Below are 12,943 nucleotides of genomic sequence, written 5' to 3' on the forward strand. Positions count from 1 at the left end.
ATAGGTGCCCCGTGCGCGCAGGGAGCGGCCGGGCGACAGCCGTCAACGCAGGAGATCGAGCCTGACACGTTGGGCGTGGGTCAACCGGAGTTCCGTGGCGGCGACGTTCTCCTCCAGATGGTCGATCCGGGCAGTGCCGGGAATCGGCAGCATGACCGGCGAACGGCCGAGCAGCCAGGCGAGCGCCACCTGGGTCGGGGTGGCACCGGCCTCGGCCGCCACCGCGGCGATCTCCGCGATGGCCCCCGAGGTGCCCGCCGCGACCGGCCGCCACGGCAGGAACGCGATCCCGGCCCGCTCGCAGGCGGCGAGGACGGCGTCGTGCTCGCGGTCGAGCAGGTTGTACCGGTTCTGCACGCTGGCCACCTCGACGATCCGGCGCGCCTGCTCCAACTCGGCGACGGTGACCTCGGACAGCCCGATCCGGCCGATCTTGCCTTCGTCCCGCAGGTCCCGCAGCGTGCCGATCTGGTCGGCGAGCGGCGTCTCCGGATCGATCCGGTGCAGCTGGAGCAACTCGATCCGGCCGACCCGCAGCCGGGCCAGCGCCTGTTCGACCTGCGCCCGCAACACCGTGGGCCGTCCGTCCAGTTTCCACTCGCCGCCGGGTCCGGTTCGCGCGACGCCGACCTTGGTCGTGATGACGAGCCCGTCCGGATAGGGGTGCAGGGCCTCGGCGAGAAGTTCCTCGTTGGCGCCGCCACCGTAGAGATGGGCGGTATCGATCAGCGTGACGCCCAGCTCGACGGCCCGCCGGGCCACCGCCATCGAGGCTTCGCGGGCGGCACCCGCCTCGGTCGGCAGGTGCATGGCGCCGAACCCGAGCCGCCCCACCTCCAGATCCCCGCCGATCCGGAAGACCGTCGCTGTCCTCACGGCTGGACGCCCGCCTCGACGGTCAGGGTGCCGGCGGTGGTGTCGATCGTGGCGCGGGCGCCGAGCGGGACGGTCAGCTGGCCGTTGCCGTGGCCGATGCGCAGGCCGCCCAGGACCGGGACGCCGAGGCTGCCCACGCGATCCAGGACCGCCTGGGCCGCGGTCCACTGGCCGCTCACCACCGGGGCGTTGGTGAACTGGCCGATCGCCACGCCGGCGATCCGGCGCAGGGCGCCCGCGCGGGTCAGGTGGGTCAGCATGCGGTCATAGCTGTACGCGGACTCGTCGGTGTCCTCGAGCAGCAGGATCGCGCCGCGCAGGTCAGGCAGGTCGCGGGTGCCCAGGCTGGCCTGCAGCATCGTCAGGTTGCCGCCGAGCAGCGGGCCGGTCGCGACACCGGGGACGGTGACCGCGGCGCTGGGTTCGGCCGGGTCGGTGGTCAGCACGATCGGATCGGTGGTCATGACCGCGCTGCGCAGCGACTCGATCTCGGCCGGGCCGAGGCGCGCGTCGGTCCAGTTCATCATCGGGCCGTAGAAGCTGATCAGCCGGGCCGCGGTCCACAGCCGGCCGGCCAGCACGGTCAGATCGCTGAAGCCGACGAAGACGCGGGGGTCGCGGCGTACCGCGTCCAGGTCGAGGCCGTCCAGGATGCGCTGGGTGCCGTAGCCGCCGCGGGCGGCGAAGACGCCGCGCACGCCGGGGTCGCGGAAGGCGGCGTTGAGGTCGGCCAGCCGGGCCTCGTCGGTGCCGGCCAGGTAGCCGTACCGGTCGTGCAGGTGCTCGCCCTCCTCGACCACCAGGCCGAAGCTCTCCAGGATCTCGATGCCGCGGGCCAGCCGGGTGTCCGGCACGCCGGCCGGGGCGATCACCCGGACCCGGTCGCCGGGGCGGAGCGCGGATGGCCGGATCACCGCTCGTGCGCCCGCCCGCGCGGGCGTGCCGGCCACGACGGCGCCGCCTCCCGCGAGGGCTGCCACAGCGATGAGGGTACGGCGAGAAATGGTCACCCGGCGCACGTTTCCGCGCATGGCGCGCACAGTCAAGGTTGCCGCTCAGCGGAAGGCAAACTCCTCGAAATGGATCGCCCGGGGTGAGACGCCGCTCTGCCGCAGTCCGCGTTCGAGGCTCGCAATCATCGGTTGCGGCCCGCAGAGGTAGATCTCGGCGTCCGCGACCGGCCGATCCGGTCGGCGATCCGGCCGGCCGTCAGCGCGCCCATCTCGGACGAGACGTGCAGGTACGCGTGCAGGCCGGGGTGCCGGCTCCGCGCGTCGAGCACGTCCGGCCAGCAGATTGCCTCGGCGCGATGGCGTACGGCATAAAAGAAATGGACGTCGCGCGGGGTGGGCGAAGGCACGTCGCGGAGCCAGCTGAGGAACGGTGTCACGCCGATGCCGCCGGCCACCCACACCGGTGCGGTAGTCGAGCATGCCGTAGCCGCCCTCGACGATGACGGTGCGCCCGGGCTCCGGGTCGGTGCCGAGCCGGCGCGTGTAGTCACCGAGTTCCTTGATGGTCAGGCGCAGCGCGGTCTCACCGGCGGGCTGGAGATGGTGAACGGATGCGGCTCCCGCATGCACCGTAACGGGTGCCGGCTAATTGCCCGCCGGTGCGGACATCGTGGCGCCGGCGCCGTTCGGACTCACCAGAAAATCAACATTCGGCAGTACGCCGCCGGCCGCGCGCGGGCCCTGGGCGGCGCTCGGGTCGGTGGACCGGAACTGGGCGGCACCGTCGCCGGTCAGCCACGCGTTGCCGCGCTGGGCCGGGCAGTCGCCGAGCCGGGCCGGGGCGCCGTCGTTGCCGGCGGACACGTTGTCGTGCACGGTGCAGCCCGCCGCGTCGAGAAGGTAGAAGCCGTCCGCGCCGTTGCGGAACGCGGTGTTGTTGCTCAGCTGGAGCGCACCCCGGTTGCCGCTGCTGGTGAAGCCGCTGCTGGCGTTGTCCCAGGCAGCGTTGTGCCGCAGCACGTGCGCGGCGGCCGGCGGCGGGTTGCCGCCGCCCAGGTGGAAACCGTCGGCGTTGCTCCGCCACTCGGCGACGTTCCAGCGGTTGACGCCGTTGCCGAACGCCCAGTTGTGCTCGACCGTGACCGGGCTGGCCCAGTCGCCGAGGTCGAACCCGTTGTCGGCGTTGTTGAAGGCGCGGTTGCCGCGGAGCACGTTGCCCTCGCCGGCGCCGTTGCCGATGCCCAGCCCGATGCCCGCCCGGCCGCCCTCGGTGGGGTCGAAATTGTTGAAGAAATCGCTGTCCAGGACCTGATTGCCGACGGTGCCTTCGTCGCGCAGGGTCAGGGCGGAGCGGACGTTGTCGTGGATGGACAACCGCTGGAGAACGTTGAATTGGCAGGCGGTGCAGGCGTACGCGTGACTCTGGGAATTTTTGATCTCCAGGCCCTGCACGGTCCAGTAGCTCGCGCGGTGGGTGACGGTCCACTCGGCGGCGGGCACCCGGCTCGCGTCGATCACCGGGCGCTCGGCGCGGTAGTTGCTGAGCGTGATGCGTCGCTCGGGCTCGCCGTCGACCTCGATGATGAGGCCGGCCGTGGGCCGATAGGTGCCGCCGCGCAGCGCGATCGTCTGACCGGGACGCACGGCCGCGAGGGCCTTGGCGAGAGTGGCGTACGGCCGGGCCAGCGTGCCGGTGCCGGCGTCCGAACCGTTCGGCGCGACGAAGATGTCGGCCGCCGCCACCCCGGTCGGCCGGACGGCGCTGGGCCGCGGCACCGGAGCGGCACCGGTCGTCGGTGCGACCGCGGGCGCCGCGCCGGGCGTGACCACCGCGGATCGGACGACCGCCGGTGAGTCCGTCCGCGGCGCCGGGGACTCGGCCACGGTGTACACGAAGCCACCACCGGCGGCGACCGTGACCACCGCGGCCGCGGCCACCATCTTGGCGATCGAGGTGGCGGACGCCTCCACGACGACCGGCAGCGAAACCACGCCGAGCAGCAGCTTCTCGGGGGCCACCAGGCCGCGCCCGTGTCGGGAGCACCGCGGGCAGGTGCGCACGTGCCGGGTCAGCCGCTTGCGCCACACCGAGTCGGCCTTGCCGTTCCAGCCGTGGGTGACGCGGGACAGTTCGGCGCACCGCGGCGACGCGACCAGCGCGCGCACCACGCCGCGGACCGCCTCCAGCCGGACCTTCATGCGCCGTACCCGGACGCCGGCCTGTTTCGGGTTGATCGCCAGCGCGGCGGCCAGTTGCGTGCGGGTGATCTCGCCGAGCGTTTCACGCCAGTACAGCGAAAGCAGGTGCCGGTCGTCGTCGTCGAGCCATTCGGCGGCGTCACTCAGTTCCTTGCGCTGGCCGGCGAGCACCAGTTCGGTGACGGTCCGCTCGGCGAAGTCGCCGTCCGGGTCGGGCTGGTCGGCTGGTATCTCCTCGCGCCGCTGCAGGTGCGTGCGCCGGCGCCGCAGGTACAGCTGGACCTGCCGGTACGCGATGGCGATCAGCCAGGACTCGAAACGCTCCGGCTCGCGCAGCCCGGGCAGGCCGCGCACCACCCGCACCATCGTGTCCTGCACCACGTCGTCGACGTCGGCGTGGCTCTGCAGGGCCCGCCCGACGACGTTGGAGACCAACGGGAGATGGGCCGAGATCAGCTCGGTGAGCGCCTTCTCGTCGCCCCCCTGCGCCGCCGTGACGAGGCGGGCGATGTCCTGCCCGGCGGTCGTCCCAGCCTCGCTCTCCGCCATCTCCGGTGCTGTCTCCTCTACGTAAGCCGGTGGTGCCCGGTGCCGGCCGAGAGGGCTGAACCCGGCCGGCACCTGGACCGGTTGCGTGGTGATAGATGCCTCCGGCACGGCGCCGGCTGCTTTTTTTGAAGTTTTTGGTCACCGGGGCACCGGCGCGGACACCTATCACGCATGAGCCCTGCACCACTCGATGCCGCCTTCGCCGCCCTTGGTGACCCCATCCGCCGCGCCCTGGTGAGTCGCCTCGCCCAGGGTGACGCCACGGTGCGCGAACTCGCCGAACCGTTCGGACTGACCCAGCAGACCATTTCCCACCATGTCGCCGTCCTGCGCCGGTCCGGCCTGATCGAGCAACGACAGGAAGGCACCCGCCGGCCCTGCCGGCTGCGCACCGATCAGTTGACACTGCTCGGTGCGTGGATCGACGACCAGCGCCGGTCGGCGGTATTTCCCCCAGCCGTATAGACGTCGCTCGCTGCGGCCGGATGTCACAAACTCGGCAACTTTCCCGGAAATCGAAAAAGCCCGCGGGCCAGCAGTTACTGCGAAAACCGGGCCTGCTTAAGGTGCCCTTCACCCGGCCGCCCCACCGACGGCTCGGGCCGACGGGCACCGCCCGCATCGCTGAGAACGGCCGATGGCACCAGCCCGCCATCCGCCGCCGCTGCGGCGAGCCCCGATCTCACGGAGACCTACATGCACGTCAGACCCCTGATCGCCGGCGCCGGTCTGCTGGCCGTCGCCGTCGTCGCCCTGTCACCGTCGGCCGCCCACGCGGCCCCGGTCCGCTACGAGGCGGAGTCCTCCCCCGCGGTGTGCAGCGGCACCATCGACGCCAACTGGACCGGCTTCTCGGGCAGCGGATTCTGCAACGCCACGAATGCCACCGGCGCGTACGCACAGTTCACCGTCAACGCCGCCGCGGCCGGAACCGCCACCGTGGGGGTCCGGTTCGCCAACGGCACCACCACGGTCCGGTCCGCCAACCTGATCGTCAACGGCGCGACCGTGCAGGCGCCGACGTTCGAGGGCACCGGCGCCTGGTCGACCTGGGTCACCAAGACCCTGTCGGTGCCGGTGAACTCGGGCAGCAACACCATCCGCCTGGACCCGACAATCGCGGCCGGCCTGCCGAACATCGACTACCTGGAGATCGACACCGGCGGCACGACCCCGCCGCCGACGGCCAACGCCCTCTACGTCGCGGTCAACGGCAACGACAGCAACACCGGCACGCTGAGTGCGCCGTTGCAGACCATCCAGCGGGCGGTGAACCTGGCCCAACCGGGCCACACCATCTTCGTCCGTGGTGGCACGTACGCGCCGAGCACCAACATCCGCATCCTCACGAACGGCACCTCCAGCCAGCCGATCACGTTGCGCAACTACGAGAACGAGCGGGTCATCATCGACGGCGAGAACATGCCGTACACGCCCGGCGCGCTCGACTCGGACATCCCCCGTCCGGACCGCGGCGCCATCCACATCGAGGGTGACTGGTGGCGGCTCATCGGACTCGAGATCATTCATGGCCCGTACGGGGTCTTCGGCCTGGACTCCAGCAACAACTACTACGAGCGCCTGGTCACTCGCGACAACTACGAGTCCGGCTTCCACCTGTTCCTGACCTCGAGCAACAACCAGATCATCAACCTGGACTCGTACGGGAACCGCGATCCCCGCAATGCCGGCGAAAGCGCCGACGGCCTGGCCATCAAGGAGGGCTCCGGCACCGGCAACGTGGTCCGCGGCGCCCGGCTGTGGAACAACTCCGACGACGGCCTGGACTTCTGGATGTTCCAGTCGCCGATCCTGCTGGAGAACAGCATCGCCTGGGGCAACGGCTTCAACCGGTGGAACCTGCCCGACTACGTGGGTGACGGCAACGGGTTCAAGCTGGGCGGCAACGCGGTCGCCGCCAACCACACCGTGCGCAACTGCATGGCCTGGGACAACGCCCGCAGCGGCGTGATCGACAACAACAACCCCGGCCAGCACGTCATCGACCGCTGCACCGCGTGGGACAACGCCTCGGGCGGCTTCCTGTTCGACCGCTCCGACAGCACGCTGACCCGCAACCTCGCCGTGGCCAACGCCACCAACGTCAGCCTCGGCGCCAACTCCAGCGGCTCGAACAACTCCTGGAACATCGGCGGCACCTGGTCGTTCACCAGCACCGACTCGACCACCATCCGGGGCCCGCGCAACGCCGACGGCTCGATCCCGTCGTCGAACTTCCTGCGCCCGTCGAACGGCGCCGACGTGGGAGCCCGCTTCTGACCGCTTGATCGCGGACCCGGGACGTCTCCGCCCCGGGTCCGCGCTTTTCTCAGGGACGCAGGTGCGGGGCGATCGCGTCGACCCGGTTCGACCAGAGCCAGCCGGACCAGTGCTCCGGCACCTGGTCGAGAGCTTCCTCGCCGTCGAAGCCCGCCGACCACGGCCCGTCGCCGGCGACCAGGATGACCCGGGTGCCGGCGCCGCGCATCCGCTCGACGAACAGGTCGGGCCAGCCCCACAGCAGCCGCCCGTACCGCTGCGGCAGGTGCAGTTCGGTGTTGCGGCAGGCATCCGGGACATGCCCGCTCCAGCCGACGGCGAGATAGCGAAGCAGGCAGTCCTTCATGGTCTGGCGCGAGGCGACCCGCAGTTGCGGCAGCCGCTCCGCCACCGCCCGAACGGCGACGTCTCCCCCGTACACCCCAATGGTTGCCCGGCGCTGAGCCGGCAGCGTGGCGAGAAGATCGGCCAACCGCTCACCATCGGCCCGGTCGTCGTTCTTGAGATCGACGAGCAGTTCCCGATCCGGGAACGCCGCGATGACCTCCTCCGCGGCGGGCAACAGACCGACACCCTTGCCGCGCAGCGGATGAGTGGCCCCACCGTCAGCCGTGTAGCCATAGCCGAGGTCAAGCTTGCGCAGCTCGGCGAGCGTGTGGTCGCGCACCCGCCCGGTGCCGTCGGTCCGGCATTCGAGCGTCGAGTCGTGAAAGACCGCGAGCTGATTGTCGGCGGTGAGCTGAACGTCAAACTCAAGCATGTCGGCGCCGGCGTCAAAGGCGGCCCGCATCGAGTCAATCGTGTTCTCGACGAGAAGATGCTCCGGCGGGTGGATCCGGGTGGCGGTGCAGGTGTCGGCCTCCACCCCGTCGAGCGGGAAGGTCTGCGCGATCCCACGGTGCGCGAGCAGCTGCGGTTGGCCGTCCTCAGCGGCCCAGAGGTCCGAGCTGTTGCCGACGCCGAGGCCGCCGGCCACGACCAGAAGAACACCGACGGTCGCCAGCAGCCGGCGCCAGAGCCTCGACTTGATCAGTTTCACGGAAGAAGTTTCTTACGCTTCGTCAACGCCGTAGCGCTCCTACCACGTAGCGCGACGATGCTCCGACAGCGATGAGCCCGACAGGAGCGGAATGTCGAAGACACCACCGCATTGGTACCGTCACCGTTCGTGGGGACAACAGCCGATCGGACCGGACGGTGACCGGCCGACCGCGGGCGCCCCACGAGCAGGGATCCGACAACGGCATCGACCGGGGTGGTGTTTCGCGGTCGCCGCGCAGCGGTGATTCGGTCGCCGCCCAGCAGGAGACCGCTGCGGAGGTCGCACAAGCCGGGCGCGCGAGCTCAGCCGGCGGCACCGCCGGGACACCGCAAGCTGACCGCCTCTCGTCGGAGCCGCGCCGGCAAAGGCTGCTCGACGAGCTGCGCGACAACGGCGTCCGGCATAATCCGCAAGACATCGTGGCGATCGGCAGAAACGGCGCGGGCGACGTCATCTTTCTGGAGAACGGCAACAGCCGGGCGGGACTGCTCCACATCACGGAACGGCACGCCGGCGACTTCGCGAATGTGGGCGTGCCCGAGAACAAAGTGGGAGCGTTGGTGTTCACGGCAGTCACCCAGGGAACCGAGGTAGGCGCCCAACGCACCCGGCCGATCTACGAGGTCGAGTTCGAGGGCAGAACGTATCGGCTCGCCGTGTCCGTCGGATCTAACGGCTTCATCGTGGGGGCGAATCCCGTTGGGCATTGACGTCATCCGGGTCATGGCGGACTACGAGAGCTTTCCGCTGTGGCGCCGTGCAACGCAGGGAACGTCGAACATCGATCCTGCCCTACTGCCGATCACGACGGAGCTGGCCGGATCGTTGCTGCGCTGGGCCGACGATTACGACCTGACCCTGAACCGCGACGACCCCCTTGCCTCTGGATTCCCCGGTCCCGAGTCGGAAAGCGACTTCTACGCTCGGGGCGAGGCGCTCGCCCGCCGCCTGGCTCGCGAGCTGGGAGACGCTTTCGTCGTCACCTACTTCGACGGCCGGACGGGCCTGGACACGCCAATCACGGCTTGACCACCGGCAGCAAGGCCGCGCGTCGCGGTGTGGGCGTCGGGCGCGAATTCTGGGCGGGTGATGCAGATTCTGTGCACCGTCGATGAAAGGTGCTGCCTACCGTCCGGTGCGTGAAGACAAATCTTGTTGCCGCACGGGCGGGGCTGGCGATTCTGCTGGTGCTTGCCGCTGCCATCCCGATGCTCGGGGACATGGGGGTCGGCGGCCACCCCAAGCAGGCCGCCGCCAGCGCCGCCGATCGGAGCCGGCAGGTTACCGCGGTGTCGCGGGCCACCAACACGCTCGATGCGTTCTGGGTGGACGCCGAGCGACGGATCATGACCGCCGGCTATGTGCCGGGCAGTGGCTGGCGGGCGCCGGCTCAGATCGCCGGGGGCATGGCGCTCAGTGGCACCTCGGTCAACGCCGTGGCGCGCGGGGCCAGCCGGCTCGACATCTTCAGCGTGGCGGCCACCCGGCACGTGCAGACCGCGTTCTGGAACGGGTCGTCGTGGAGTGGCTGGTTCCAGCTCGGCAGCCTGCGGGTGATGAACCCGAGCAGCGTGCACGCCATCGGCGGGCCGGACAATCTGGACATCTTCGCCGTCGGCGAGGACCTGGTCATCTATCACAACCGGTGGACGTCGGCGACCGAATGGTCCGGCTGGCGGGCGCTGCCGGGCCTCACCGCGGCGGCCGGCACGATGGCTTATGCGGTCTATCCGAACGGCGCGGTCGCCAAGGTCCACGTGTTCGCGGTCGAGACGGTCACCATCGCGCGGGTCATCGGGCCGCCGCCGGGACGGCTCGTCAAGGCGAGCTGGAACCTGGTCGGGCGCAACGTGTTCGATCCGGCGACCGGCGGCTGGGCCGGTTGGGACACTTCGCCGCTGATGACGGTCGCTCCTCGGACCACTCCCTACCCGATCTCGCACCGCAACGGCAGCGTCATGCTCTACGGCACCGACGAGAACGGCAAGACCATCCACAACGGATGGTCGACGCGCGCCGGCTGGGGCGGGTGGCCGGAACTGCTCAGCAACGGTGTGCCGCTCAGCGGCGCGACGGTATTGGCCGCCGTACGTGTCAAAAATCCCACCGCGGCGGAATACGCAGCAGTCTGCCAGGGCACCGACGGCCGGGCGTACATCCATCACCTCGGCGAAAGCGGCTCGGCGGGCTGGGAGCAGATCCCGAACAGCCAGATCGCGGGCGACGTCTTCCTGGTCAGTGCCGGCCCGGACCGGTACAACGCCTTCGCCTGGAGCGCCATTACCGGAGGTGCGCAAAGCGCCGGCTGGACACCCACCGGCGGCTGGACCGGCTGGACCCGGATCGACGATTAGGCGTACGCCGGGCGGCGGGTGACCGCCGCCCGGCGTTCCGTTACCAGGTCCACTTCTGGAGCGCGGCGCCGTTGCATGTGTTGAGTTGTACCGCCGCCTTGTTGGCCGTCGACGCGGCGGCCAGGCACATCGCGGTGTTCCCGGCAGGCCGGATCGTGCCGTCCGTGCCGAACTGCCAGGTCTGGGCGACCGTGTTGTTGCACGTGTACGTCCACACGCGCTGACCGTTCACGAATTGCCGCGACGGCACATCGAGACAGTTTCCGAGAACCCGGATCGACCTGTCGTTGGGCAGCCGGACCAGCGCCTGCGCCTTGGTGTTGTTGCAGTCGTGCGCCTGCAGATAGGTGCTGATCGCGGTCGCCGAAGCCGGCACGTCGACGCATCGGCCGGTGCTGTTCTTGACCGGGCTCATCAGCGGGTTCGGGCCCTTCGCGACCTGCACCATCCGGGCCACCGACGGGACGCCGGCGCTGTCGACGACAAACAGCATGTAATAGCCGGGTGGTGCCACGCCGCCGTTCGGCGGTCCGGTAACGGTGAGCGTCGTACCGGAAACCGAATAATTCAGCGGTACGTAGCGCTGGCCCTGATCGACGCCGTGCGTCACGTCGCCGAGCCCGACCAGAGCGACCTTGCGGATCGACGCCGCCTGGGCCGTCGAGAGCGCAAAGTTCGTATTGATGCCGATGCTTGCCGGTGCCGTGCCGATGACCGGTCGGGTGGCCAGCTCGCCGCTGCCGTCATTCTTATAGAGGTACGGCGGGGTGAAGTACTCGATGTTCTTCTCGAGATAACCGACTGTCATGCACGCACCGCAGATGCCACCGCCGCCGGTCATGACCCGGCCGTCGGGCAGCAGCATGGCCGTCGAATGGTATTGCCGGATGCGGCTCGCGCTCGCCAGCACCGCCCATTGACCGGTGACCGGATTCCAGCGTTCGGCCGCGGTCGCGGCATTGTTCAGGTCGACCAGACCCGAGTTGGCGTTGCTGCTCATACCGCCGGTCACCAGCACCGATCCGTCGGCGAGCAGGGTCGCGTTGTGCTGCCGGCGGCCGGTCGCCAGCGAACCGGTCGAGGCCACCGACGGGGCCAGGCCGGTGTTGCTGTTGACCACCACGGCGGTTCGGGTGGGCACATTCGCGACACCGCCCTCGGTCACCTTGCCGCCGCCGACCACAACGGCTTTGCCGATGTCGTATGTGGCGAAGCTGCCGTACTCGCGGGAAATGGTGTCCCGGTTGCTGGTCGCCCGCACCACCCCGTTTCCGCTCGTGTTGACGGTGTACCCGGTGACGTACGGGCCGAAGAGACCGAGCTGGGTGTCCGGCCGCGAACCCATGAACGGGTAGATCTCGGCGTTGTACTGGGTGAAGCCGGTGAGCGCGCGAATGGCGCCGTTGGTCTGGTAGACCTCGCTGACCGCCGGGCCGCCGCCGACGATGACCTCCTCGCCGTTGGCCATTGCCGCCACCGACGGATACCAGCGCGCGCCCGCCATGTCGTTGCCGCGGGTCCACGTTTCGGCCTGCCAGTTGAAGACGTACGTCCGGACCGTGCCGTCAAGTTTCGCGTTGGCATTTCCGCCGGCGATCAGGATGTTGCCGTTCGCGAGATGTGCGAAACCGGCACAGAAAATGTTGGTGCCCTGCAGATCGACCCGCTTGTGCGAATTGTCCGCCGGATTCCACACCATGGCGCGGGTGAAGCTGTGATCCGGATAGGATTCGGCCGCATTGTCGCCGACGGAATCCCAGACCAGTACCTTGCCGTTCGGCAGCACCGCGGTGAACACCGGCACCACCGGTGTGCCGATGACCGAACTCCACACCCCGGCCAGTGCCGGGTCGGCGGCCACCGCGGCAGCCCTGGGTGCGCGGGCGGTGCCGGGCCGCAGCCCGGTCTCGCGCTGGATCCGGGCCGCGGTGCTGGCGGTCTGCTGCTCGATGACCCGCATCGGCGTGCCCACCAGGTCCTGTGCCAGGTGCTCGGCGCTGTCGTCGTGCACGTGCGCGTGGTCCTGGGCGTGCTCGTGCACGTGTCCCAGGTGCCCCCCGCCGCCGGCCGCAGCCGCGGAGGTGCCGAGCAGGAAGAATGCGGACAAAAATGCGGAAGCGAAAAGGCCGCGACGTATACGCATGGGCATTGGTCCTTTCGGAACCCATTTCGGGCAGAGTCCGGCCAGCAGTGTTTTCCGGGGTATTGATCGTCGCCGGAACCGCCGGTCCAATATGGCCGGTGCAGTCACCTTAGCTCTTTATTAAGTCACTCTTCAATGCCGGACAGCGACCCGCTGCGGTCGATTCACAACACCAATCGGCCCGGCCGTCCTGACCGAACGGCCGGTACCGGAAAGGCTGTTTCGATCAAAGTCATGACCGTGCCCGCAAATCCCGGCGCACGCCGGCCAGGAACGAGTCTTCAGACCCGCCTGAGCAAGCTCACTGCGGAAGACCCGGCCAACCCGCCCGATGCACCACGGTCCGATGACTGCCGGACGACCGGGCAGAGAAACTTTCTCGGCCAGAGCTTCCGCGCGCACGCCCCACCACGTTGTTGGCGAGTGGCAGATGGCGGGAAGCAGCGCCTCGGCAGCCGCGCGGTCACCGCGCTGTGCCGCCTCCACGAGTTCCGCATCCGTGGGTTCCACGCCGTCACCTGCCCGGCGGCAAGGGCGCAAACCGGGC

Annotated in this window: 12 protein-coding genes; 5 read left to right on the plus strand and 7 right to left on the minus strand. The window is 69.7% G+C overall.

The window, feature by feature from the left end; translation table 11 throughout:
• Window positions 1-42 precede the first annotated feature (42 nt).
• The 4 genes from Ari01nite_RS37685 to Ari01nite_RS37700 all read right to left on the minus strand — a co-directional run bounded on the left by Ari01nite_RS37685 (window position 43) and on the right by Ari01nite_RS37700 (window position 4,577).
• A complete protein-coding gene (locus Ari01nite_RS37685) occupies window positions 43-876 on the minus strand; it encodes an aldo/keto reductase (RefSeq protein ID WP_239163351.1) in 834 nt (277 codons plus the stop codon).
• The gene (locus Ari01nite_RS37690; protein ID WP_239163352.1) at window positions 873-1,856 is read right to left on the minus strand and encodes a S66 peptidase family protein; all 984 of its coding nucleotides are present in this window, start codon (window positions 1,854-1,856) and stop codon (window positions 873-875) included. The genes Ari01nite_RS37685 and Ari01nite_RS37690 overlap by 4 nt, the downstream gene beginning before the upstream one ends.
• A 155-nt stretch (window positions 1,857-2,011) precedes the next feature.
• Window positions 2,012-2,290: a hypothetical protein gene (locus Ari01nite_RS37695; protein WP_203787490.1), complete on the minus strand. Its 279-nt coding sequence runs from the start codon at window positions 2,288-2,290 to the stop codon at window positions 2,012-2,014.
• Between the two features lie 184 nt (window positions 2,291-2,474).
• Window positions 2,475-4,577: a sigma-70 family RNA polymerase sigma factor gene (locus Ari01nite_RS37700; protein WP_203787494.1), complete on the minus strand. Its 2,103-nt coding sequence runs from the start codon at window positions 4,575-4,577 to the stop codon at window positions 2,475-2,477.
• Between the two features lie 171 nt (window positions 4,578-4,748).
• Between Ari01nite_RS37700 and Ari01nite_RS37705 the strand changes: the two genes are divergently transcribed.
• Together Ari01nite_RS37705 and Ari01nite_RS37710 are read left to right on the plus strand one after the other, a co-directional pair.
• Window positions 4,749-5,042 carry an ArsR/SmtB family transcription factor gene (locus Ari01nite_RS37705; RefSeq protein WP_203787495.1) on the plus strand — a complete coding sequence of 98 codons (294 nt, stop codon included), beginning with the start codon at window positions 4,749-4,751 and terminating at the stop codon, window positions 5,040-5,042.
• Between the two features lie 231 nt (window positions 5,043-5,273).
• Window positions 5,274-6,857, plus strand: a complete 1,584-nt coding sequence (locus tag Ari01nite_RS37710) for a right-handed parallel beta-helix repeat-containing protein (RefSeq protein WP_239163353.1) — start codon at window positions 5,274-5,276, stop codon at window positions 6,855-6,857.
• 49 nt (window positions 6,858-6,906) lie between these two features.
• Here the strand turns inward: Ari01nite_RS37710 and Ari01nite_RS37715 are convergent, their stop codons facing one another.
• Window positions 6,907-7,896, minus strand: coding sequence for a glycerophosphodiester phosphodiesterase family protein (locus Ari01nite_RS37715; RefSeq protein ID WP_239163354.1), 990 nt, complete (start codon window positions 7,894-7,896; stop codon window positions 6,907-6,909).
• Window positions 7,897-8,054: 158 nt separating this feature from the next.
• Between Ari01nite_RS37715 and Ari01nite_RS37720 the strand changes: the two genes are divergently transcribed.
• From Ari01nite_RS37720 to Ari01nite_RS37730, 3 genes are all read left to right on the plus strand, one after another.
• The gene (locus Ari01nite_RS37720; RefSeq protein WP_203787498.1) at window positions 8,055-8,609 is read left to right on the plus strand and encodes a hypothetical protein; all 555 of its coding nucleotides are present in this window, start codon (window positions 8,055-8,057) and stop codon (window positions 8,607-8,609) included.
• Window positions 8,610-8,622: 13 nt separating this feature from the next.
• Window positions 8,623-8,928 carry an immunity protein CdiI family protein gene (locus Ari01nite_RS37725; RefSeq protein ID WP_203787500.1) on the plus strand — a complete coding sequence of 102 codons (306 nt, stop codon included), beginning with the start codon at window positions 8,623-8,625 and terminating at the stop codon, window positions 8,926-8,928.
• A 110-nt stretch (window positions 8,929-9,038) separates the two neighbouring features.
• On the plus strand, window positions 9,039-10,253 hold the full coding sequence (locus Ari01nite_RS37730; RefSeq protein ID WP_203787503.1) for a DUF8189 domain-containing protein: 1,215 nt from the start codon (window positions 9,039-9,041) through the stop codon (window positions 10,251-10,253).
• Between the two features lie 40 nt (window positions 10,254-10,293).
• Here Ari01nite_RS37730 and Ari01nite_RS37735 read toward each other — a convergent pair whose 3' ends face one another.
• Both Ari01nite_RS37735 and Ari01nite_RS37740 read right to left on the minus strand, forming a co-directional pair.
• On the minus strand, window positions 10,294-12,396 hold the full coding sequence (locus tag Ari01nite_RS37735; protein ID WP_203787505.1) for a galactose oxidase-like domain-containing protein: 2,103 nt from the start codon (window positions 12,394-12,396) through the stop codon (window positions 10,294-10,296).
• Between the two features lie 132 nt (window positions 12,397-12,528).
• A complete protein-coding gene (locus Ari01nite_RS37740; protein ID WP_203787507.1) occupies window positions 12,529-12,906 on the minus strand; it encodes a hypothetical protein in 378 nt (125 codons plus the stop codon).
• Window positions 12,907-12,943: the final 37 nt, after the last annotated feature.

This window comes from Paractinoplanes rishiriensis, from assembly GCF_016862375.1.
Taxonomy (GTDB): Bacteria; Actinomycetota; Actinomycetes; order Mycobacteriales; family Micromonosporaceae; genus Actinoplanes; species Actinoplanes rishiriensis.

Excerpts from the sequence above, each read along its gene's own strand:
- Ari01nite_RS37705 (WP_203787495.1), top strand. The coding sequence starts at position 4,749 with ATGAGCCCTGCACCACTCGATGCCGCCTTCGCCGCCCTTGGTGACCCC.
- Ari01nite_RS37700 (WP_203787494.1), bottom strand. The coding sequence starts at position 4,577 with ATGGCGGAGAGCGAGGCTGGGACGACCGCCGGGCAGGACATCGCCCGC.
- Ari01nite_RS37710 (WP_239163353.1), top strand. The coding sequence starts at position 5,274 with ATGCACGTCAGACCCCTGATCGCCGGCGCCGGTCTGCTGGCCGTCGCC.
- Ari01nite_RS37735 (WP_203787505.1), bottom strand. The coding sequence starts at position 12,396 with ATGCGTATACGTCGCGGCCTTTTCGCTTCCGCATTTTTGTCCGCATTC.
- Ari01nite_RS37725 (WP_203787500.1), top strand. The coding sequence starts at position 8,623 with ATGGCGGACTACGAGAGCTTTCCGCTGTGGCGCCGTGCAACGCAGGGA.